21 protein-coding genes and 1 pseudogene are annotated in these 22,586 nt (G+C 67.9%); 20 read left to right on the top strand and 2 right to left on the bottom strand.

The features are described 5' to 3' along the window. Positions 1–101 precede the first annotated feature (101 nt). The 16 genes and pseudogenes from VI08_RS03635 (at position 102) to ilvN (ending at position 17,005) form a co-directional block, all read left to right on the top strand. A complete protein-coding gene (locus tag VI08_RS03635; RefSeq protein WP_045828189.1) occupies positions 102–875 on the top strand; it encodes an IclR family transcriptional regulator in 774 nt (257 codons plus the stop codon). Between the two features lie 22 nt (positions 876–897). After that, positions 898–2,058, top strand: a complete 1,161-nt coding sequence (locus VI08_RS03640; protein WP_045828190.1) for a CaiB/BaiF CoA transferase family protein — start codon at positions 898–900, stop codon at positions 2,056–2,058. Beyond that, positions 2,051–2,776, top strand: a complete 726-nt coding sequence (locus tag VI08_RS03645; protein WP_045828191.1) for an enoyl-CoA hydratase/isomerase family protein — start codon at positions 2,051–2,053, stop codon at positions 2,774–2,776. The genes VI08_RS03640 and VI08_RS03645 overlap by 8 nt, the downstream gene beginning before the upstream one ends. Positions 2,777–2,793: 17 nt before the next feature. Continuing rightward, entirely contained in the window at positions 2,794–3,615 is an 822-nt protein-coding gene (locus tag VI08_RS03650) for a CoA transferase subunit A (protein ID WP_045828192.1), read from the top strand. Next, positions 3,608–4,357, top strand: a complete 750-nt coding sequence (locus tag VI08_RS03655) for a CoA-transferase subunit beta (RefSeq protein ID WP_045828193.1) — start codon at positions 3,608–3,610, stop codon at positions 4,355–4,357. Before VI08_RS03650 ends, VI08_RS03655 begins: the two co-directional genes overlap by 8 nt. Further along, the gene (locus VI08_RS03660) at positions 4,354–5,850 is read left to right on the top strand and encodes a class I adenylate-forming enzyme family protein (protein WP_045828194.1); all 1,497 of its coding nucleotides are present in this window, start codon (positions 4,354–4,356) and stop codon (positions 5,848–5,850) included. The genes VI08_RS03655 and VI08_RS03660 overlap by 4 nt, the downstream gene beginning before the upstream one ends. 301 nt (positions 5,851–6,151) lie before the next feature. Further along, the gene (locus tag VI08_RS22335) at positions 6,152–6,280 is read left to right on the top strand and encodes a hypothetical protein (RefSeq protein ID WP_269745821.1); all 129 of its coding nucleotides are present in this window, start codon (positions 6,152–6,154) and stop codon (positions 6,278–6,280) included. 120 nt (positions 6,281–6,400) lie between these two features. Beyond that, a pseudogene (locus VI08_RS03665) lies at positions 6,401–7,576 on the top strand (2-isopropylmalate synthase); the annotation flags it as partial. Positions 7,577–7,640: 64 nt separating this feature from the next. Next, positions 7,641–8,588, top strand: a complete 948-nt coding sequence (locus VI08_RS03670; protein WP_045828195.1) for a branched-chain amino acid transaminase — start codon at positions 7,641–7,643, stop codon at positions 8,586–8,588. Beyond that, on the top strand, positions 8,585–10,000 hold the full coding sequence (gene leuC / locus VI08_RS03675; RefSeq protein ID WP_045828196.1) for a 3-isopropylmalate dehydratase large subunit: 1,416 nt from the start codon (positions 8,585–8,587) through the stop codon (positions 9,998–10,000). Before VI08_RS03670 ends, leuC begins: the two co-directional genes overlap by 4 nt. Further along, positions 9,997–10,584, top strand: a complete 588-nt coding sequence (gene leuD / locus VI08_RS03680; protein ID WP_045828197.1) for a 3-isopropylmalate dehydratase small subunit — start codon at positions 9,997–9,999, stop codon at positions 10,582–10,584. The genes leuC and leuD overlap by 4 nt, the downstream gene beginning before the upstream one ends. Then, positions 10,581–11,648 carry a 3-isopropylmalate dehydrogenase gene (gene leuB / locus VI08_RS03685; RefSeq protein ID WP_045828198.1) on the top strand — a complete coding sequence of 356 codons (1,068 nt, stop codon included), beginning with the start codon at positions 10,581–10,583 and terminating at the stop codon, positions 11,646–11,648. The genes leuD and leuB overlap by 4 nt, the downstream gene beginning before the upstream one ends. 26 nt (positions 11,649–11,674) lie before the next feature. Continuing rightward, complete coding sequence (gene ilvD, locus VI08_RS03690) at positions 11,675–13,405, top strand: dihydroxy-acid dehydratase (protein ID WP_045828222.1); 1,731 nt, start codon at positions 11,675–11,677, stop codon at positions 13,403–13,405. A gap of 114 nt (positions 13,406–13,519) precedes the next feature. Beyond that, complete coding sequence (gene ilvC, locus VI08_RS03695; protein ID WP_045828199.1) at positions 13,520–14,539, top strand: ketol-acid reductoisomerase; 1,020 nt, start codon at positions 13,520–13,522, stop codon at positions 14,537–14,539. A gap of 190 nt (positions 14,540–14,729) precedes the next feature. Next, positions 14,730–16,523 carry a biosynthetic-type acetolactate synthase large subunit gene (gene ilvB / locus VI08_RS03700; RefSeq protein WP_084621238.1) on the top strand — a complete coding sequence of 598 codons (1,794 nt, stop codon included), beginning with the start codon at positions 14,730–14,732 and terminating at the stop codon, positions 16,521–16,523. Between the two features lie 2 nt (positions 16,524–16,525). Further along, positions 16,526–17,005, top strand: coding sequence for an acetolactate synthase small subunit (ilvN, locus tag VI08_RS03705; protein WP_045828200.1), 480 nt, complete (start codon positions 16,526–16,528; stop codon positions 17,003–17,005). On the opposite strand, the gene VI08_RS03710 is transcribed toward ilvN, so the two are convergent. Together VI08_RS03710 and VI08_RS03715 are read right to left on the bottom strand one after the other, a co-directional pair. After that, entirely contained in the window at positions 17,002–17,541 is a 540-nt protein-coding gene (locus VI08_RS03710; protein WP_084621231.1) for a DoxX family protein, read from the bottom strand. The two genes, ilvN and VI08_RS03710, sit on opposite strands and share 4 nt — an antisense overlap. Positions 17,542–17,683: 142 nt before the next feature. Beyond that, complete coding sequence (locus VI08_RS03715) at positions 17,684–18,283, bottom strand: short chain dehydrogenase (protein WP_045828201.1); 600 nt, start codon at positions 18,281–18,283, stop codon at positions 17,684–17,686. A 49-nt stretch (positions 18,284–18,332) separates the two neighbouring features. Between VI08_RS03715 and VI08_RS03720 the strand changes: the two genes are divergently transcribed. From VI08_RS03720 to VI08_RS03735, 4 genes are all read left to right on the top strand, one after another. Continuing rightward, entirely contained in the window at positions 18,333–19,259 is a 927-nt protein-coding gene (locus tag VI08_RS03720; RefSeq protein ID WP_052697674.1) for a helix-turn-helix domain-containing protein, read from the top strand. A gap of 254 nt (positions 19,260–19,513) precedes the next feature. Then, on the top strand, positions 19,514–20,866 hold the full coding sequence (locus tag VI08_RS03725) for an ABC transporter substrate-binding protein (RefSeq protein ID WP_045828202.1): 1,353 nt from the start codon (positions 19,514–19,516) through the stop codon (positions 20,864–20,866). Beyond that, positions 20,863–21,738 (top strand): carbohydrate ABC transporter permease, encoded by an 876-nt coding sequence (locus VI08_RS03730; RefSeq protein WP_045828203.1) that lies wholly within the window; start codon positions 20,863–20,865, stop codon positions 21,736–21,738. Before VI08_RS03725 ends, VI08_RS03730 begins: the two co-directional genes overlap by 4 nt. 13 nt (positions 21,739–21,751) lie before the next feature. Further along, positions 21,752–22,582: a carbohydrate ABC transporter permease gene (locus tag VI08_RS03735; protein ID WP_045828204.1), complete on the top strand. Its 831-nt coding sequence runs from the start codon at positions 21,752–21,754 to the stop codon at positions 22,580–22,582. Positions 22,583–22,586: the final 4 nt, after the last annotated feature.

Raw genomic sequence — 22,586 nt, forward strand, 5'->3', positions numbered from 1 at the left:
CGTTGATTCGCCTACTTATTTTGATGCGCCGCAACATCGCTTGACGACGATTTCCGAACGGGTTTACGGTTATTTGGAACACCGTTTTGGATATTGGAACGATGGATACCACCCTTTTGAAAGGCCTGAACGTGCTCGAAGCCGTGGCCCGCTCGCGCGGCGCCCGCGGGGTCAGCGAACTGGCCCGCGAGCTCGAGCTCACCAAGAGCAACGTGCACCGCACGCTGCAGACGCTCACCGCCGCGGGCTACGTGCGGCCAGGCAGCGCGGCCGGCACCTACGAGTGCACGCTGAAGCTGTTCGAGATGGCCAGCGGCGTGGTGGCGCGCATCGACGTGCGCCAGCTGGCCGACCCGTTCATGCAGCAGCTGGCGCGGCTCACGAAGGAGACCATCCACCTCGCGATCCTCGAGGGCACGGATGTGATCTACCTCAACAAGATCGAGTCGCCGCAGCCGGTGCGCGCGTATTCGACCATCGGTGGCCGCGCGCCGGCGCATTGCGTCGCCTCGGGCAAGGCGCTGCTGGCCTGGCAGGGCGAAGCCCTGCTGCAGGAGCTGCCGGCACGCCTGCCCTCGCCCACGCTGCGCTCCATCGCCTCGCGCGATGCGCTGCTGGAAGAGCTCACCCGCGTGCGCCGCCAGGGCTTCGCCGTGAACCGCGGCGAGTGGCGCGAGGGCGTGGGTGGCGTCGCCGCCATCGTCTTCGACATGCACGGCATGCCCGTGGCCGCCATCGGCATGTCCGGCCCGGTCGAGCGCCTGCGCCCGGCCAGCGTCCGCAAATACAGCCAGCTGGTGATGGAGGCCGCGCTCGGCCTGTCCCGCTCGCTCGGTTATTCGCAGCCCGGCTACCCGCCGGTCGCCGCCGCCTGAACTTACCTAAGGAGTACCGCACGTGCAGCCGTTGAAAGGCATTCGAGTCGTCGAGTTCTGCAGCGTGGCCGCAGGCCCCTTCTGCGCCATGTTGCTGGCCGACATGGGCGCCGACGTCATCAAGGTGGAACACCCGGAGGGCGGCGACAGCATGCGCGCGTGGCCCCCGATCAGCGAGGGCTTCAGCGAGAACTTCGCCTCGGTGAACCGCAACAAGCGCTCGGTGGCGCTCGACCTGAAAGACCCGGGCGACAACGCCCGCGCCCGCGAGCTGGCCGCCGGGGCCGACGTGGTCATCGAGAACAACCGCCCCGGCGTCATGGCGCGCCTGGGGCTGGATTTCGCCACGCTCTCGGCGATCAACCCCGCGCTGGTGTACTGCTCCATCTCGGCGTTCGGGCAGGAGGGCCCACGTGCGCGCGAAGCCGGGTTCGACCTCACCATCCAGGCCATGGCCGGCGTGATGAGCGTCACCGGCGAGGAAGGCGGTGCGCCCGTGAAGTGCGGCGTGCCGCTATCGGATTTCGCCACCGGCCTGTACGCGGCGTTCGCCGTCGCCAGCGCGCTGCGCGACGTGGGCGAGCACGGCAAGGGCACGCACATCGATGCCTCGATGTTCGGCGCGTCGCTGGCGGTGGGCGCGCTGCAGACCAGCCAGTATTTCGGCAGCGGCATCGACCCGGTGAAGCTGGGCTCCGCGCACCCGCGCAATGCGCCGTACCAGGCGTTCAAGGTGGCCGACGGCTACGTGGCCATGGCCGCGGGCAACAACGCGCTGTTCCGTTCCGCCGCCGCCGCGATCGGCCGCGAAGAGCTTGCCGGCCTCGAACGCTTCGGTTCCACCGCTTTGCGGGCGCAGCACCAGGCGGAGCTGAAGCAGATTTTCGAATCAGTATTCGAGACGCTTTCGGTAGCGCAGGTGCTGGCCATGTTCCGCCAGGCGGGCGTCCCTTGCGCGCCCATCAACAGCTACAGCGATGCGCTTGCCGATGAACAGGTCGACTTCATGGGCTGGGTGCAGCCGCTTGAATTGCCCTCGGGCGTGGTCACCCGCACCTTCGCCTCGCCGCTGCGCTTCGACGGCCAGGGCCAGCCGATCTACCGCCGCCCGCCCGCGCTGGGCGAGCACAACGCGGAAATCTTCGGCGAAGCACCGGCCGTGGCGGAGGCCAGCCATGGGTGAGTTGCTCGTCCACCGCGGCGATGGCGTGCTCGAACTGACGCTCAACCGCCCTGAAAAGATGAACGCGCTCTCGGCCTCGCTGGTCGACGCACTGCACGCGGAGCTCGATACCGCCGATACCGACGGCACGCGCCTCGTCGTGTTCCGCGGCGAGGGCAAGAACCTGTCTGCCGGCTTCGACTTCGGTGGCTACGACGCGCAAAGCGAAGGCGACCTCGTGCTGCGCTTCGTCCGCATCGAACAGCTGCTGCAGCGCGTGTTCCATGCACGCTACGACACGCTGGCCTACGCGCAGGGCCGCAACTTCGGCGCCGGCGTGGACCTGTTCGCCGTGTGCAACCGCCGCGTGGCCACGCCCGGCGCGTCGTTCCGCATGCCGGGCCTGGGCTTCGGCCTCGTGCTCGGCAGCCGCCGCTTCGCTGGCCTGGTGGGCGAGAGCTGGGCCCGCCAGGTGCTGCAGGAGGGCATCACGTTCGATGGCACCGAGGCGAAAGCGCGTGGCTTCGTCACCGCGCTGGCCGATGAAGCCGGCTGGGCCGCCGAGCGCGAGCGCGCCGATACCGCCCGCCACGGCCTGGGCGAGGACGCCACCGCGCGCCTGTTCCGCGTCACCCACACCGATACCCGCGCGGCCGACATGGCCGAACTCGTCGCTTCCGCCGCACGCCCCGGCCTGCAGGGCCGCCTGCGTGCCTACCGCGAAGCGCTGGGCAAATAAGTTACCGGAGGACACCCGTGAGCACGTCCAAGATCATCCCGCTCGGCGAACTGACATCGCTTGTCGCCAGCGGCAGCTCCCTCGCCCTCGGTGGCAGCTTCCTGCACCGTGGCCCGTTCGCCTTCGTCCGTGAGCTGATCCGCCAGGGCAAGCGCGACCTGGAAATCATCAAGCAAAGCCCGGGCTATGACATCGATATCCTGTGCCGCGCGGGCTGCGTGCGCCGCACGCGCGCCGGCATCGTGGCGATGGAAGGCAACTTCGGCCTCGCTCCCTACTACCGCAAGGCGGTGGAGAAGAAGGAGATCGAACTGGAAGAGCATGCGTGCGCCAGTCTCACCGCCGGCCTGCGCGCTTCCGCCTTCGGCGTGCCGTTCCAGCCTTGCGGCGGCCTGCATGGCTCCGCGCTGCCCGAGCTCAACGGCTGGCAGAAGGTGGACGACCCGTATGGCACGGGCGAGGCCGTGTATGTCATCCCGAAGATCACGCCGGATTTCGCCGTCATCCACGCCAACGAAGTGAGCCCCGAGGGCGATGTGCGCGTGTTCGGCACCTCGCACTGGGACCGCATCATGTCGCGCTCCGCGAAGCGCGTGCTGGTGATCGCCGAGCGCGTCGCCAGCAGCGAATCGTTCGCGCGCCAGCCCGAGCTGACGCTGATCCCGCATTTCCTGGTCGATGCCGTCGCCATCGTGCCCAACGGCGCGTGGCCGGGCTCGTGCTGGCCGCATTACGAAGTGGACTACCCCGCCGTGGAAGCCTACCTGCCCGAAGGCGCCGACGTGCTCGCCGCCCACCTTGCCGCCGCCCCGGAAGCCCAGGAGGCCGCCCATGCGTGAGGCCTGGTCGCCCTTCTCGTTCATCGTGACGAACCTCGCCCGCTTCGTGCGCCCGCACGAGGTGACCTTCAGCGGCGTGAACTCCACGCTGCCGATGCTCGCCTGCCTGCTGGCCAAGCGTGCGTACGATTTCGAGTTCACCTATATCAACGTGGCGGGCGGCGTCGACCCGCAGCCGTCGTCCATTCCCATCTCAAGCTCGGATCCCGTGCTGGCGGAGGGATCGCGCTCGATCTTCTCCAACGAGGATTTCTACGACCTCTGCACGCGTGGCGAGATGGACCTTTGCTTCCTCGGCGCCGCGCAGGTCGATGGCCTGGGCCAGACGAATGTCTCCAGCATCGGCGACTGGCATAACCCCAAGGTGCGCCTGCCCGGCGGTGGCGGCGGCGCGGTGATGCTGCCGACGGCGCGCCGCGCCGTGACCTGGCGCACCGAGCACTCGCGCCGCACGATGGTGGAGAAGCTCGACTTCCTCACCGCCGCCGGCGGCATGGCCGGCGTGGTGACGCCCATCGCCGTCTTCATCAAGCGCGATGGCCGCCTGGCGCTGCAGTCGTGGCACCCGGAGAGTTCGCTCGACGAAGTGCGTGCCCGCACGGCTTTCACCTTCGATGCCGAGGGCGCCGCCCCGGCGGAACCGCCGACCCAGCGCGAGCGCGAGGCGCTGCGCTCCCTCGACCCCACCGGCACCTTCGAACGTGACGCGGGCGTGCGGCTTCGCCCCGAGGCGGCCGCATGAACGGCGGCTCGTTGTCATCGGCCCTGCAGGAGGCGCTGCGCGCGCATGCGGCGCTGGGCCGCCGCGCCTTCCTCGTCGGCGACCGCGCGGTGGGCTACGCCGAGTTCGCCGACCGCATCGACGCGTACGCCTCCGGCTTCAGCCAGGCTGGCCTGGGCCGTGGCGATTTCGTCGGCATCGCCTCCGCCAAGACCATCGAATGCGTCGCGGCGTTCTTCGGCGCCATGCGTGCCGGGCTGTGCCCCACGGTGATGGAGGCGCGCATCTCGCCCGAGGAACTTGCCTCGCGCATGCAGGCCGTGGGCATGCGCCTGCTGGCCTGCGACGACGAGGAGCAGCAGGCCGGCTGCGGCGAAGCGCTGGGTGCCATCGGCGCCCGCGCGGTGCCGCTGGCCAGCCTGGCCTCGTCGGTGCCGTTCACGCCGCCGGTGCTGGGCGAAGGCGACCGCGCCCTGCTGTTGTTCACCTCCGGCAGCACCGGCCTGCCGAAGTGCGTGCTGCTGTCGCACGGCAACCTGCTCGCCAACGCGCATGGCGTGGCCCAACACACCGGCGTGACGCCAGCTGACCGCCTGCTGCACATCATGCCGCTGCACCACACCAACGGCATCAACAACCAGCTGGTGGTGCCGCTGCTGGCCGGTGCCGAGATCGCGCTGGTGGAACGCTTCCGCGCAGACGACATCGTCGAGTGCCTGCGCCACTACCAGCCCACGTACGTGACCGGCGTGCCCACCATGTACTCGCGCGTGCTGTCGAAGCTGGCGCCGGGCGAGCGCTTCCCATCCCTGCGCTTCCTGCGCTGCGGCTCCGCGCCCATCACGCCGGCGCTGCACGAGGCCATCGAAGAGGCCTTCGGCGTGCCGCTCGTGGTCTCCTACGGCCTCTCCGAGGCCACCTGCACCAGCACGATGAACCCGCCGCACAAGCGCAAGGTGGGCAGCATCGGCACCGTGCTCGACGGCCAGGAGCTGGCCCTGTTCCAGCCCGGTGGCACCGAACGCGTGGCCCCGGGGCAGGATGGCGAGATCCGCATCCGCGGCCCCGTGCTGATGCAGGGCTACATCGGCGCCGAGGTGGAATCCCCCATCGTCGACGGCTGGCTGCGCACCGGCGACCTGGGCCGCTTCGACGACGAGGGCTACGTCACCATCACCGGCCGCATCAAGGACGTGATCATCCGCGGCGGCGAGAACCTTTCCCCCGGCCTGATCGAAAACCAGCTCGAGAAGCACCCCACGGTGAAGGAGTGCTGCGTGGTCGGCACGGCCGACGCCGACCTCGGCGAGGTGGCCGTGGCCTTCGTGGTGGCCCAGGCCGGCAGCACCATCGACGTGGACACCCTCCGCGAGCACGTGCTCCAGGGCCTCTCCCGCGTCTACGTCCCCGCGCGTATCCACGTGCTGGCCACCCTGCCCACGGGCAGCCTGGGCAAGGTGGACCGGAACGCGCTGAAGCGGATGGCGGCGCAGCCGGATGCTGCGGCGGCGTGATGATGCACCTGTAGGAGCCCACCCTGTGGGCGACATCTTTTTGCCGGGCGCTTGGCGAGAAGCTGTCGCCCACAGGGTGGGCTCCTACAATAAGCAGGGAAATTGACGTGGATCACGCGGTCCTAGGAATCGGAAACCGCGGCCCTTCAGGCGTGCATACCACTTCCCCGCAACCCGCATTCCCATGCCACCGCGGCGACCAAACCACGCCCCGGATGTCTAGCCGTCCAAACGCTTCCAAGAAAATTCTTTCAACGGAAACTGTTGACACCCGTCAAACGAGTGACGTAGGTTCAACGACATGACGCAGCGCACCACCCATGGCCGCTTTGCCCTGAATCGACTTACCAAGGTCGACGGCAAGCTGCGTCTCGGCGGCGGCCTCCTTCTTATTAACCTTGTACTTATTACCTGCGGAGGTGCGGGCTAAGGGCAAGTGTCCAGGTGAAATAAGAAAGAAACCTGAAGACTCCTGAAGAACCCCGCCTCCGGACACGGATGCGGGGTTTTTTATTGCCCGGCCCGCCTCGACCCACGAGCGGAGCCAGACATGAATCCAGCACACCAGGGTAAGGCAAACGGCGACGTCGAGAGCGACGTAGGCCGCGTGCGCATCTTCGACACCACGTTGCGCGATGGCGAGCAGGCCCCCGGTTTCTCCATGGACCGGCGGGCGAAGCTGCGCATGGCGCATGCCCTGGAGGAACTGGGCGTCGACATCATCGAGGCCGGGTTCCCCCAGGCCTCGCCCGACGATTTCGCCGCCGTGGCCGAGATCGCGAGGACGCTGAAAACGCCCACGGTCGCCGCGCTGGCCCGATGCCAACCCGGCGATATCGATGCGGCGGGCAGGGCCCTGGAAGGCGCCAGGCACTCGCGGATCCACCTGTTCCTGTCGACATCACCGCTGCACCGGGAACACAAGCTGGGCAAGAGCAAGCAGGAAGTGATCGACATCGCCGTGACGGCGATCCTCCGGGCAAAGGCCCTCGCACACGAAGTTGAATTCTCCGCCGAAGACGCGCTGCGCACCGAGCCGGAGTACCTCGCCGAGATCTTCTCGGTCGCCGTGGAAGCCGGTGCCACCGTGCTGAACGCCCCCGACACCGTCGGCTACACCACCCCCGCCGAGATCACCGAGATGTTCCAGTACCTGCGCAAGCACGTGCGCGGGGCGGAGAAGGTCATGTTCTCGGCGCACTGCCACGACGACCTCGGCATGGCCGTGGCGAACAGCCTGGCCGCCATCGGCGCCGGCGCGCGCCAGGTGGAGTGCACCATCAACGGCATCGGCGAGCGCGCGGGCAACGCCGCGCTGGAAGAAATCGTCATGGCGCTGCACACGCGCCGGCCGCTGTTCAAGCTCGATACCGGCATCGTCACGCAGCAGCTCTACCCCACCTCGCGCCTGCTGGCCGAAGTGACCGGCCAGGCCGTGCCGCGCAACAAGGCCATCGTGGGCGACAACGCGTTCGCCCACGAATCGGGCATCCACCAGCACGGCATGCTCAAGCACCGCGGCACCTACGAAATCATGAGCCCGCACGATGTCGGCGCGAAGACCTCGCTGGTGCTGGGCAAGCATTCGGGCCGCCACGCCCTGCGCCAGCGCCTGGCCGAGCTCGAGTACGAGCTCGACGAAGCCACGCTGGATACCGTCTTCGAGCGCTTCAAGGTGGTCGCCGACCGCCAGCGCTCGGTCACCAATGACGACCTCGTCGCGCTGATGGGCGCGTTCGAGGCCGCTAACGAGACCGCCGCCGTCGCGGTCCAGTCCTGAAGGAGGATCCATGGAAGCCCCGACCCATCTCTGGCACAACGGCCGCACCAAGGCCTGGGCCGAAGCCACCTGCCACGTCGGCGCGCATGCGCTGCACTACGGCTCCTCCGTGTTCGAAGGCATCCGCGTATACAGCACGCCGGACGGCCCGCGCTACTTCCGCCTGGAAGAGCACACCGAGCGCCTGTTCCACTCCGCGCGCGTGTACGACCTGGTGATGCCGTACGACGCCGCCACCATCAACCGCGCCTGCCGCGAAGTGATCGTGGCGAACGGCCTGCAATCCGCGTACGTGCGACCCATCGTGTTCCGTAGCGGCTTCACCTTCAGCCTGGCGCCGTCGCTGGATACCGCGGTGGACGTGGCGATCATCGCGCTGCCCTGGGGCGCGTACCACGGCGCCGACGCCATCGAGAAGGGCGTGGATGTTTGCGTCTCGTCGTGGAACCGCGCCGCGCCCAATACCTTCCCCAGCGGAGCGAAGGCCGGTGGCAACTACCTCAACAGCCAGCTCATCGCGCGCGAGGCCATCAACGGCGGCTACGCCGAGGGCATCGCGCTGGGCACCGACGGCCTGCTGAGCGAAGGCGCCGGCGAGAACCTGTTCGTGGTGCGCAAGGGCGTCATCTACACGCCACCCGCCGCCGCGTCGATCCTGTGCGGCATCACCCGCGATTCCGTCGTCACCCTGGCGAAGGACCTGGGCTACGAGGTGGTCGAGCAATCGCTGCCACGCGAGATGCTGTATTTCGCCGACGAAGTGTTCATGACCGGCACCGCCGCCGAAGTGACCGCCGTGCGCTCCGTCGACCGCAAGCCGGTCGGCAGCGGCCGCCCCGGCCCGGTCACCCGCGCGCTGCAGGATGCGTTCTTCGGCCTGTTCGACGGCCGCACCGAAGACCGCTGGGGCTGGCTGTCGCCGGTGGAAGAAGCCGCCGCCGGGAGGGTCGCCGCATGAGCGCGCGCACCCTGTTCGACAAGCTGTGGGATGCCCATCAGGTAAAGGCCGAAACGGAGAGCACGCCCGGCGTGCTCTACATCGACCTGCACATGGTGCACGAGGTGACCTCGCCGCAGGCCTTCGACGAGCTGCGCGCCCGCGGCCTGAAGGTGCGCCGCCCCGACCGCACGCTGGCCACGCTGGACCATTCCACGCCGACGCTGCCGGCCGGTGCCGACGGCAAGCGCCCTTACTTCACGAAGGAAGCCGAGGCGCAGGTGGCGAAACTCGAAGCCAACGTCGCCGAGTTCGGCATCGACCTGATGGGCTGGGACAGCCCGCACCGCGGGGTGGTGCACGTGGCGGGCCCGGAAGTGGGCGCGACCCACCCGGGTATGACCATCGTGTGCGGCGATAGCCACACCGCCACGCACGGCGCGTTCGGCGCGCTGGCGTTCGGCATCGGCACCACCGAGGTCGGCCACGTGCTGGCCACGCAGTGCCTGCTGCAACGCAAGCCCCGGTCGTTCGCCATCCACGTCGATGGCCAGTTGCAGCCGGGTGTCACCGCGAAGGACCTGATCCTGCACATCATCGGGAAGATCGGCATCGGTGGCGGCACCGGCCACGTGCTGGAGTACACCGGCGACGCCGTCCGCGCGCTGTCGATGGAAGAGCGCATGACGGTGTGCAACATGTCGATCGAAGCCGGTGCCCGCGCCGGCCTCATCGCACCGGACGAGAAGACGTTCGCGTGGCTGGAAGGTCGCGAGCGCGCGCCGAAGGGCGAAGCGTGGGACGCGGCCGTGGCCACGTGGCGCACCCTCACCACCGATGAAGGCGCCACCTACGATCGCGAAGTGCGCATCGACGCCTCGGCCATCCAGCCGTCGGTCACCTACGGCACGCACCCTGGCATGGTCGTGCCCATCCACGCGCCGGTGCCGGCCGCGGCCGATGCGCTGGAGCAGCGCGCGCTCGACTACATGAAGGTCACGGCCGGCAAACCCATCGCGGGCGAGACGGTCGATGTCGTCTTCATCGGCAGCTGCACCAACGGGCGCCTGAGCGACCTGCGTGCCGCCGCCGACATCCTGCGTGGCCGCCGCGTCGCCGAGGGGGTGCGCATGCTGGTGGTGCCGGGCTCGGAGCAGGTGCGCCGCGATGCCGAGCGCGAAGGCCTGCATGAGGTGTTCATCGCGGCCGGTGCCGAGTGGCGCCAGCCCGGCTGCTCCATGTGCATCGCGATGAACGGCGACATGGCCCAGCCGGGCCAGCTCGTGGTCGCCACCAGCAACCGCAACTTCGAAGGCCGCCAGGGCAAGGGCGCACGCACGGTGCTCGCCAGCCCGCTCGTCGCCGCGGCATCGGCCGTCGCCGGCCGCGTGGCCGATCCCCGCGACTACCTCAACCAGGAGGCCGCCGCATGAGCCAGCCATTGACCTATGTGCACTCGCGCACCGCCGTGCTGCGCGACGAGAACATCGATACCGACCGCATCATCCCCGCCCGCTTCCTCACCACCACGGAGCGCACCGGCCTCGGCAAGCACTGCTTCGAGGACTGGCGCTACGCGGCCGACGGCAGCGACGACCCGGCGTTCCCGCTGAACCAGCCGCAGGCGAAGGGCTGCGCGATCCTCGTCGCCGGGCGCAACTTCGGCTGCGGTTCCTCGCGCGAGCACGCACCGTGGGCGCTGCTGGATTACGGCATCCAGGCCGTCATCTCCAACGAGATCGCCGACATTTTCCGCGGCAACGCGTTGAAGAACGGCCTGCTGGCCATCGTGCTCTCCGATGCCGAACACCGCTGGCTGCTGGATAACCCTGGCGTGGAACTGCGCATCGACATCGCCACCAGCAGCATTCGCCTGCCCGACGGCGGCAGCATCCACTTCGACCTCGAACCCTTTGCCCGCCATTGCCTGCTGAACGGCGTGGACCAGATGGGCTTCCTGCTGCAGCAGGACGACGCCATCGGGGCCTATGAACAACGCCTGGAGAAAGCCGCATGAAGAAGGCCCACATCGTCGTGCTGCCGGGTGACGGCATCGGCCCGGAGGTGGCGTCCGCGGGCGTCGCGGTACTGCGTGCCGTCGCCGATCGCTTCGGCCACGCCTTTACCTTCACCGAGCACGCCATCGGTGGCGACGCCATCGACCGCTTCGGCGACCCGCTGCCGCAGCCGACCCGCGATGCGTTGCTCGCCTGCGACGCCATCCTGCTCGGCGCCGTCGGCGGCCCGAAGTGGAGCGACCCTGCCGCCAAGGTGCGCCCAGAGCAAGGCTTGCTGGCCATGCGCAAGATGCTGGGTGTCTTCGCCAACGTGCGCCCGCTGAAGCTGCACCCGCGCACCGCCGCCCTGTCGCCGCTGAAGCCGGAACGCACCAAGGGTGTCGATCTGGTTTTCATCCGCGAACTCACCGGTGGCATCTACTTCGGCGCGAAGACGCGCAGCGACAGCGACGCCACCGATGAGTGCCGCTACAGCGTGGAGGAAGTGGAACGCGTCGTGCGCCATGCCTTCGAGCTGGCCCGCGCGCGGCGCGGGAAGGTCACCTCGGTGGACAAGGCCAACGTGCTGGAAACCTCGCGCCTGTGGCGCTCGGTGGCCACGCGTGTCGCCGCCGATTACCCCGACGTGGCCCTGGAACACCAGCTGGTGGATTCCATGGCCATGCACCTGCTGACCCACCCCGCCGACTACGACGTGATCGTCACCGAGAACATGTTCGGCGACATCCTCACCGATGAAGCCTCGGTGCTGGCCGGCTCGCTGGGCCTGTCGCCATCGGCCTCCATCGGCGGGCCGGGCGCGGGCATCTACGAGCCCATCCACGGTTCGGCGCCGGATATCGCGGGCCAGTCGGCCGCGAACCCGCTGGGCACCATCCTCTCCGCCGCCATGCTGCTGCGCCACTCGCTGGGCCTCGCGGCCGAGGCCGACGTGGTGGAAGCCGCGGTGGACGATGTACTCGAGCACGCCAACCTCACCCGCGACCTGGGCGGCACGGCCACCACGCATGCCGTGACCCGCGCTGTCCTGGACGCCATCCAGACCAAGGCGGAGGCCGCATGAGCACCCGGAAGATCCCCATCCGCACCCTGCGCAGCGATGCGATCAAGACGGGCCCCGACCGCGCCCCGGCACGCGCCATGCTGCGCGCGACGGGCCTGGACGATGACGCCATCGCACGGCCGATGGTTGCCATCGTGCACAGCTGGTCGAATGTCTCGCCCTGCAACCTCAACCTGCGCGAGCTGGCCGAAGCCGCCGCCGAAGGCGTCCGCGCCGCCGGTGGCACGCCGGTGGAATTCAACACCATCGCGGTGACCGACGGCATCGCCATGGGCACGACGGGCATGCGCTCGTCGCTGGTGAGCCGCGAGGTCATCACCGATTCGATCGAGCTGGCCGTGGACGGCCACTGCCTCGACGCGATGGTGGTGCTGTGCGGCTGCGACAAGACGATCCCCGCCGCCGCGATGGCGCTGGCCCGGCTGAACATCCCGGGCGTGGCCCTGTATGGCGGCAGCATCGACCATGGCAGCCGCAATGGCTGCGCCATCACCGTGCAGAACGTCTTCGAGGCGGTGGGTGCCCATGGCGCCGGCAAGATCAGCGATGAAGAGCTGGACGATGTCGAGCGCCATGCGTGCCCGGGTGCCGGTGCCTGCGGCGGCCAGTACACCGCCAACACCATGGCCATGGTGCTGACCATGCTCGGCCTCACGCCGATGGGCTTCAACGACATCCCTGCCACGCATCCGTCGAAGCTCGATGCCGCGCGCAAGTGCGGTGAGCTGGTGATGGATTGCCTCAACACCGACCGCAAGCCGCGCGATGTGATGACCCGCGACGCCTTCGACAACGCCACGCGCGTCGTCGCGGCCACCGCCGGTTCGACCAACGCCGTGCTGCACCTGCTGGCCATCGCCAACGAAGCGCGCGTGCCGCTTTCCATCGAGGACTTCGAGCCCGCGTCGAAGCACACGCCGGTCATCGCCGACCTGATGCCGGGCGGCCGCTTCAGCGCGGTGGAGATGTCCGCCGCCGGTGGCGTCGCCATCGTGGCGCAGGAACTGCGCAAGGCCGGCATGCTGAAGGACACCGACACGGTCACCGGCCGGACGATGTTCGCCGAACTCGACGCCGCGCCCGCGGCCACCGAGGGCCAGGTGGTGGTGCGCCCGGTCGCCGATGCGTTCAAGCCGCGCGGCGGTTACAGCATCCTCTACGGCAACCTCTCGCCCGAGGGCTGCATCCTGAAGCTGGCCGGCCACGGCCGTTCGAGCCATGCCGGCCCTGCGCGCGTGTTCGAGAGCGAGGAAGAGGCCTTCGCCGCCGTGCAGGGCGGGCGCATCCGCGCCGGCGATGTCATGGTCATCCGCAACGAAGGCCCCGCCGGCGGCCCTGGCATGCGCGAGATGCTGGCCGTCACCGCCGCCCTGGTGGGCCGCGGCCTGGGCAACGACGTGGCATTGATCACCGATGGCCGTTTCAGTGGTGCCACGCACGGCTTCATGGTCGGCCACATCGCGCCGGAAGCGGCGCGCGGCGGCCCCATCGGCCTGCTCCGCGAAGGCGATGCCATCTTCATCGACGCCAGCACGCGCGAGCTGCGCACCGACGCGGACCTGGCATCCCGCCGCGCCGCCTGGCGCCCGGAACCGCCGAAGGTCACGCGCGGCGTGCTGGCGAAATATGCCCGCCTCGTCGGCTCCGCCGCGGAAGGCGCCGTCACCCAGGCGTTCGATGACTCGCCCGCCACCAGCCCGCGCGTACGCCGCGAGATCGAAGACGAAGACCTGACCCAGGAACTCATCGGTAACTAACCCACGCCCCATGTAGGAGCCCACACCCGTGGGCGACATCTCCTCGCGAAACGCTGTCGCCCACAGGGTGGGCTCCTACAAAAAACCTGCCCTTTCGACCTGAAGGAAACGATCATGACCGACAAGCAAGCCACCACCGCCCCGCTGCAGAACGCGCGCATCGCCGTGCTGGGTTACGGCAGCCAGGGCCGCGCGCATGCGCTGAACCTGAAGGATTCCGGCCTCGACGTGGTCGTGGGCCTGCGCCCCGGCGGCCCTTCGTGGAACCGCGCGTATGTCGACGGCTTCGCCGTGGCGGAACCCGCCGACGCCGTGCGTGGCGCCGACCTCGTCGCCGTGCTGACGCCGGACATGACCCAGCCGGGCATCTACAAGGACGCCATCGAGGCGAACATCAAGCCGGGCGCCACGTTGCTCTTCGCGCACGGCTTCAACGTGCACTTCGGCCAGATCACCCCGCGCGCCGACATCAATGTCGTGCTGGTTGCGCCGAAGGGCCCGGGCGCGCTTGTCCGCCGCGAGTATGAGATCGGCCGTGGCGTGCCCTGCCTGTTCGCGGTGCACCAGGACGCAACCGGCGATGCCACCGACAAGGCCACGGCGTATGCCGCGGGCATCGGCGGCGCACGCGCCATGCTGATCGAAACCGACTTCAAGGAAGAGACCGAGACCGATCTGTTTGGGGAGCAGGCCGTCCTGTGCGGCGGTGCCTCCGAGCTGGTGATCAAGGGTTTCGAAACGCTGGTGGAAGCCGGCTACCGCCCGGAGATCGCCTACTACGAAGTGATGCACGAGCTGAAGCTCATCGTCGACCTGTTCTACGAAGGCGGCATCGCCCGCATGCTTGAGTTCATCTCCGAGACCGCGCAGTACGGCGACTACACCCGCGGCCCCCGCGTGGTGGACGAAGGCACCAAGGAGCGCATGAAGGCCGTGCTGAAGGATATCCAGGACGGCACGTTCGCCCGCGAGTGGACCGAGGAATACAAGGCGGGCCTGCCGAACTACAAGGCGTTCAAGCAGCGCGACCTCGAGCACCCGATCGAAAAGGTGGGCGCCCAGCTTCGTGCCCGCATGCCCTGGCTGGCCGCGAACCAGCCCAAGCCCGCCGGGGAACCCACCAAGACCGCCTGACCCAAGCCGCAGCCCGGTAGGAGCCCACCCCGTGGGCGACATCCTGTCGCGATATCGCGAAGGCATCGCCCACCGCGTGGGCTCCTACAAAGGCCCTCGCCAAACAAGGGAAACCCAAGTGAACGCGCAACTGGATACCGTCGGCGACATTCGCCGCACCACCTCGAAGCACCCCCTGGCCGGGCGCGCCATGACCGGCGCCGACATCGTCGTGCAGGTCCTTGCCGACGAAGGCCTCGATGTACTTTTCGGTTATTCCGGCGGCGCCATCCTTCCTGTCTATGACGCGGTATTCCGTTACAACGCCGAGCATGCCGGCGACGACGGCAGCGAGCCGCTGCCGCTCATCGTGCCCGCCAACGAACAGGGCGCGTGCTTCATGGCCGCCGGCTACGCGCGTGCCTCGGGCCGCGTGGGCGTGGCACTTGTCACCTCGGGCCCCGGTGCCACCAATGCCGTGACACCCGTGCGCGATTCCATGGCCGACTCCATCCCGCTGGTGGTGATCAGCGGGCAGGTGCCCACGGGCGCCATCGGTACGGATGCGTTCCAGGAAGCCCCCATCAGCCAGATCATGGGCTCGTGCGCGAAGCACGTGTTCCTCGTCACCGATGCGTCCACGCTGGAAGCGACGCTGCGCACCGCGTTCCACATCGCCCGCAGCGGCCGCCCCGGCCCCGTCGTCATCGATATCCCCAAGGATGTGCAGAACGCCCCGCTCACCTTCGAAGGCAGCCGCGAGCTGCCCGTGCGCGGCTACCGCACGCGCCTGCGTGCCGTCGAGTCGGCGACGCTGGATGACGAGCACTGCGCCGCCTTCTTCGCCCAGCTGGCCGCCGCCGAGCGCCCGCTCATCTACGCCGGTGGCGGCATCGTCGCCGCCGGTGCCGCCGGCCCGCTGCGCGAGTTCGCCCATGCCTTTGGCATCCCCGTCGTCACCACCCTGATGGGTATTGGTGGCTTCGACACCACCGACCCGCTGGCGCTGCACATGCTGGGCATGCACGGGGCCGCCTACGCCAACTACGCCATGGACGATTGCGACTTCGTGATCGCCCTGGGCGCGCGTTTCGACGACCGCGTGGTGGGCGTGCCCGACCAGTTCGCACCGCGTGCGAAGGCCATTGCCCAGGTGGACATCGACCCCGCCGAGATCGGCAAGGTGAAGGCGGTGGACTGGCACCATGTCGGCTCGCTCGACACCACGCTGGACCGCCTGCTGGCCTACGGTGCGCGCAAGGGCTTCCGCAAGGATCTCTCCGCATGGCACGCCCATGTGGCCGCCCTGAAGCGCGACCACAAGATGGACTTCTGCCGCGATGGCGACACGATCCAGCCGTGCGCCGTGCTCGAGGCCATCAACCGCATCACCAACGGCCGCGCCATCATCAGCACGGGCGTGGGCCAGCACCAGATGTGGGCCGCCCAGTACTTCGATTTCCGCGAGCCGCGCCACTGGCTCACCTCCGGCTCCATGGGCACGATGGGCTTCGGCCTGCCCGCCGCCATCGGCGCGCAGTTCGCCCGCCGCGACCTCACCGTCATCGACATCGACGGCGATGCCAGCATCCGCATGAACATCGGCGAGCTGGAGACCGTCACCACCTACGGCCTGCCCGTGAAGGTGGTGGTGCTGAACAACAGCGGCGACGGCATGGTGCGGCAATGGCAGAAGCTGTTCTTCAAGGGCCGCTTCTCCGCCTCGGACAAAAGCCTGCACAAGAAGGATTTCGTCCGCGCCGCGCAGGCCGATGGCTTCGAGTGGGCGCGGCGCCTCGACGACCCCAAGGCCATCGAGGCCACCATCGCGGACTTCCTGGCCTTCGACGGCCCGGCGTTCCTCGAAGTGGTGATCGACCCCGATGCCGGCGTCTACCCGATGGTGGGCCCGGGCGCCACGTATGCCGAGATGATCACCGGTGACTGGATCGCCAGCCGCAGCGCACCCGTTGCGCCGACGGGCCAGCCCACGGGGATGTTCTGACCATGCGGCACACCATTTCCATCCTGCTGCAGAACGAAGCCGGCGCGCTGGCGCGCGTTGCCGGCCTGTTCGCGTCGCGCGGGTACAACATCGAATCGCTCACCGTGGCCGCCACGCACGACGAGGATATGTCGCGCCTCACCCTCGTGGTGTTCGGCGACGATGCGGTGGTGGAGCAGATCATCAAGCAGTCCGCCAAGCTAGTGGATGTCATCGAGATCGGTGAGCTCACCCGCAAGGTGCACGTGGAGCGCGAGCTGCTGGTGGCACGCGTGGAAGCCGGCGGCGATGCGGTGGATACCTGCCTCGGCCGCTTCGGCGGCCGCCTGCTGCAGCGCGAAGGCGGGCAATCCGTCGTCGAGTACACCGGCCGCGCCGACGAAGTGGATGCCTTCCTCGACGCACTGCGCCTGGCCGGTGACGTGGCCGACCACGCGCGCAGCGGCATCGCGGCCATAGAGCGGCCGCTCGTCGCGGCTTAGCCCTCGTTGTAGGAGCCCACTCCGTGGGCGACAGCTTTTCGCGAAGAGCTGTCGCCCACGGGGTGGGCTCCTACATGAGACAGCCATTTATCGATCGAAAGCGGCCCGGCACCGCCGATGCACAGCGCGATCAAGCCAGCGAGGTAAAGCAGATCGGTTTCATACCCCGGCTGCCCGAAGTGCGCGCCCATCGCGTCGAAGCCCTGCAGCTTGATCGAGCTGAAGCCATTGGGCAGGTGCACGGTGATGATGGCGACAAGCAACACGACGATCATCGGGACGCTCACCAGCGGCAGCAGGGCACCCAAGAGCACCATGAGGCCGCCACCGAGCTCGACGAGGATGGTGGCCCAGCCGAGCAGTTCGGCATGGGGCAGGCCCATGGCGTGCAGGATGCCGATGAAATCACCGGCGCCGCGCGACAGCTTGGCGTAGCCGTGCTCCATGAAGCCGAAGCCCACGATGAGGCGAAGCGGGAGTGCATGCCAGCCGGCGGGCAGCGGCAGGGGTGACACAGCGAAGCGGATGAGGCGCATGGCGGGTTCCTGTGGAGCGTACACAGGAATTCGCCGCAGCACCCCAACGGGTTACACCCTCATGTAGGAGCCCACCCCGTGGGCGACAGCTTTTCGCGAAGAGCTGTCGCCCACGGGGTGGGCTCCTACACCAGCGGGGTGATTACCAGATCTTGTAGACCTGGCCGGTTTGCAGCCCCTCGACGGAGCGCGAGAAGGCCAGCGCCGCGCGCGCGGCCGGCACCGGCTCGAAGCCGCGGAAGAACGGGCCATAGCCTTCCATCGACTCGACCAGCACCGTCGGGCTGACGACGTTGATACGCAGGCCACGTGGCAGTTCGATGGCCGCGGCACGCGCGTAGGCTTCAACCGCGCCGTTGGCCATGCTGGCGCAGGCACCCGCGAGGATCGGCTGTTCGGTGAGGATGCCCGTGATAAGCGTGAAGGAGCCTTCATCACGCAGCTTGTCCATGCCAGCCTGCACCAGGCGCACCTGGCCGAGCAGCTTGTCGTTCAGGCCGTCGAGGTATTTCTCTTCGGTGAGCTCGCCCAGCGGTGCGAACGGCACCTTGCCCGCGGTGCAGACGACGGCGTCGAGTTCGCCCACCTTTGCATACATCGCCTCGATGCTCTTGCTGTCGCGCAGATCGACCTGCACATCGCCGCTGGCGCGGCCGGCGCGGATGATCTCGTGGCGCTGGCCGAGCTCGGCCGCCACGGCCCGGCCCAGCGTGCCGCCGGCGCCAACGATCAGGATCTTCATGGGAGGGTCTCCATGGTGAATGACAACCGGAAAGAGTACGCTCGGCCAGATGAACCGTCGAGCCGCCCTCTCGCTGCCGCCGCCGCTCGCCGATACCTCGGCGCTGGGCCGCGAGCAGGATCTGCTGGGCCTGTCGGATGGCCCGGCCATCCACTACCTCGAACACGGCTCGCGCAGCCGGCTCATCCGCTGGCACTACCACCCCGCGTACGAGCTGCACCTCATCGTCGCCACCGAGGGCACGGCGTACGTCGGTGACTATGAAGGCCGCTTCGCGCCCTACACGCTGATGCTTACCGGCCCCAACGTGCCGCACAACTGGGTGACCGACGAGGCATGCGAACCGGCCGCGCTGCGCGATCGCGTCATCCTGTTCTCCGAAGCCTTCGTGCGCCGCTGCATCGAGTTCTTTCCCTCGGCGAAACACGTGAAATCGCTGCTGCTTGAAGAAGCGCGCCACGGCATCGTGTTCTCGTCCGACCTGGGGCGCGCGCTGGAACCCTATTTCCGCCGGGTATCGGATTACCCCGGGCTCCGCCGCGTGGCCAGCTTCTTCGAACTAGTGGAAGCGCTTGCAGAGGACGGCACGCGGCGCCCGCTCAGCAGCCGGCCGTTCCAGGCCTCGGCCGACCCCAGCCAGTCGATGAAGCTGCACCGCGCGGTCGCTTTCATCGATCGCCACCACGCGGGCGATGTGTCGCTGAAAGCGGTGGCAAGCCGCCTGGAGATGTCCGAATCGGCATTCTCGCGTTTCTTCCACCAGCACACGGGTTACCGCTTCATCGAGTACGTGAACCAGACGCGCGTGCAGCGTGCCTGCGAGAAGCTGGTGGGCTCGCACGAGGCCATCACCGAGATCTGCTACGAGGTGGGTTTCAGCAACCTCAGCAACTTCAACCGGCGGTTCCTGGCCCTCACGGGCATGACGCCGCGCGAGTATCGGATGCGACATCGCCAGGCGCCCGCTGAATTGTGATGACGCGCCGCGCCACGCCGCGGCGGGGCCGAACAGAAAAACCCCAATGCGATACGTACTTTGTTGCGCCCGGCGTGACATGCTGCAACGCAGCACAAAGCGCAGCCCGACGCCATCGCGAAGGGCCGCCGCAAGCGGCGTGACGCAAGAAAGTACGCATTTTCACCGCAAAACGACGCGCCACGTATTGGTGGCGATTGCCGCCTAACGCCTATAACCCTCATCCACGACGACTCGCCGCATCGGGAGCAACGATGAGCAACGTAGGTAAGGGATGGTGGTGTGCCGCGGCGCTTGCGTGCGCGGCGCCCGGCGCGGCCTGGGCCGATACCACGCTCACGATCGGCACCGTGAACAACGCCGACATGGTGCGCATGCAAGCGCTCTCATCCGAGTACGAAAAATCTCACCCAGGCGTGCATCTCAACTGGGTGGTGCTCGAGGAGAACACGCTGCGCCAGCGGCTCACCACCGATATCGCCACCCACGGCGGCCAGTTCGACGTCATCACCATCGGCGCCTACGAGGCACCCCTTTGGGGCGCGCAGAAGTGGCTGAAGCCACTGGACAACCTGCCGGCCGACTACGATGCCGACGACCTGCTGAAGAACGTGCGTGAGCAGCTGACGGTGGATAACCACCTCTATGCCGTGCCGTTCTATGCCGAGGCCAGCATCACCTACTTCCGCACCGACCTGTTCGCCCGCGCGAACCTGACGATGCCCGAGCAACCCACGTGGGACCAGATCAAGGGCTTCGCCCAGAAGCTGCACGACCCCGCGCACGGCGTCTACGGCATCTGCCTGCGCGGCAAGGCGGGCTGGGGCGAGAACATGGCCCTGCTGGGCACTATGGTGAACAGCTGGGGCGGCCGCTGGTTCGACGAGAACTGGAAGCCGCAGGTGGATACGCCCGAGTGGCACAAGGCGGTGAACTTCTACATCGACCTGCTGAAGCACTACGGTCCGCCTGGCCCCTCCGATAACGGCTTCAACGAAAACCTCGCCCTGTTCGCCGGCGGCCGCTGCGCGATGTGGGTGGATGCATCGGTCGGCGGCGGCACCGTCTCGAACCCGAAGGAAAGCCAGGTGGCCGGCAAGGTGGGTTTCGTGCGCTCGCCCCACGAGGTGACCGACAAGGGCTCGTCATGGCTCTGGGTGTGGTCGCTGGCGATCCCCGCCAGTTCGAAGCAGGGCGATGCCGCGCGCGACTTCATCCTGTGGGCCACCTCCAAGCCTTACCTCAAGCTCGTCGCCGACAAATACGGCGCCGAAGCCACGCCGCCGGGCACCCGTGAATCCACGTACACCAATGACGAGTACATCAAGGCCGCACCGTTCGCGCAGGTCACCGCCGATTCGCTGAAGGCCGTGGACCCCGCGCACCCGACGCTCAAGCCCGTGCCCTACAAGGGTATCCAGATCGTCTCCATCCCCGAGTTCCAGGCGGTGGCGACCCTGGTGGGCCGGCAGATCGCCGGCGCGCTGGCCGGCCGCGGCAATGTCGATGAACTGCTGCATACGGCGCAGGGCGCGGTGGACCGCACCATGAAGCGCGCTGGCTACTACGACAAGAAGCCGGTCATCTCGAAGGAGGCCACGCCATGAACGCGCGCGTCCGCAAACGCCCCGAGCGCCTCCTCGCGCAGCCCGCCAACATCATGCTGCTGCTGTGGATGATCGTGCCGCTGGCGATGACCCTGTACTTCTCCACGCAGTACTACAACCTGCTCTACCCCGGTAAGTCGGCCTTCGTGGGGCTGGAGAACTTCGGCTACTTCTTCAATTACCCCAGCTTCTGGACCTCGATCCTCAACACCATCGTGCTGGTGGGCAGCGTGCTCGTCATCACGGTGGTCGGCGGCATCGGCATCTCCGTGCTGGTGGACGAGACCTTCCCGGGCCAGGGCATCGTCCGCATGCTGCTCATCTCGCCGTTCTTCATCATGCCCACCGTCTCGGCGCTGGTGTGGAAGAACCTGCTGATGAACCCGGTCTCGGGTTTCCTCGCATGGGTGTGGAAGCTGTTCGGCGCCACGCCGGTGAACTGGTTCGCCGACTGGCCGTTGCTCTCGGTCATCGTCGTCGTCTCATGGGAGTGGCTGCCGTTCGCCATCCTCATCTTCGTCACCGCGCTGCAATCGCTCGACCGCGAGCAGCTCGAAGCGGCACGCATGGACGGCGCGCGCGGCCTCGCCATCTTCCGCTACCTCACCCTGCCCCACCTTGCCCGGCCCATCGCCGTGGTGGTGATGGTGGAGGCGATCTTCCTGCTCAACGTGTTTGCGGAGATCTTCGTCACTACCAACGGCGGCCCGGGCGATGCGACGACGAACATCCCGTACCTGGTCTATACGCAGGCCCTGCTCGAGTTCGACGTGGGCGCCGCCTCGGCCGGTGGCCTGGTGGCGGTGGTGCTGGCCAACATCATGGCGGTGTTCCTCATCCGCCTGATCGGCAAATCGCTGACCGAGCGCTAAGGGAGGCACGACCATGGCCAACAAGAAACCAAACCACGCCGCCCGCCTGCTGCGCATCACCGCCTCGTGGGTCGTCGCGCTCATCATCTTCTTCCCCATCCTTTGGATGGTGCTCACCAGCTTCAAGAGCGAGCTGGATGCCTTCAGCATGCCGCCGCATTTCCTGTTCACACCGACGCTGGAGAACTACAGGGAGATCCTGGCGCGCGCGAACTACCTGCACTACGCGTGGAACTCGATCGTGACCGCGGGCGGCGCCACCGTCCTCGGCATGTTGCTCGCGGTGCCGGCGGCCTACGCCTTCGCCTACCACCCCACGCGCAAGACGAAGGACGTGCTGCTGTGGATGCTCTCGACCAAGATGCTGCCGGGCGTGGGCGTGCTGGTGCCGATCTACCTGATCAGCCGCGACCTCAACATGCTCGATTCGAAGACCGCGCTGATCATCATCTTCGCGCTGATCAACCTGCCGATCATGGTGTGGATGATCTACACCTACTTCCGCGATATCCCGTACGACATCCTCGAAGCGGCCCGCATGGATGGCGCGGGCACCTGGCAGACGATGTTCCGCGTGCTGATCCCCGTCAGCCGTGGCGGCCTCGCCTCCACCGCGCTGCTCTGCCTCATCCTGTCGTGGAACGAGGCGTTCTGGTCGCTCAACCTCACCACCACCAGTGCCGCGCCACTCACCGCGCTGGTGGCCTCGTTCTCCAGCCCCGAGGGGCTGTTCTGGGCCAAGCTGTCGGCCGTCTCGACCCTGGCCTGTGCACCGATCCTGGTGCTGGGCTGGCTGTCGCAGCGCCAGCTGGTCCGCGGCCTCACCTTCGGCGCAGTCAAATAGGAGC

This window comes from Luteibacter yeojuensis, from assembly GCF_000964085.1.
GTDB classification, from domain to species: domain Bacteria; phylum Pseudomonadota; class Gammaproteobacteria; order Xanthomonadales; family Rhodanobacteraceae; genus Luteibacter; species Luteibacter yeojuensis_A.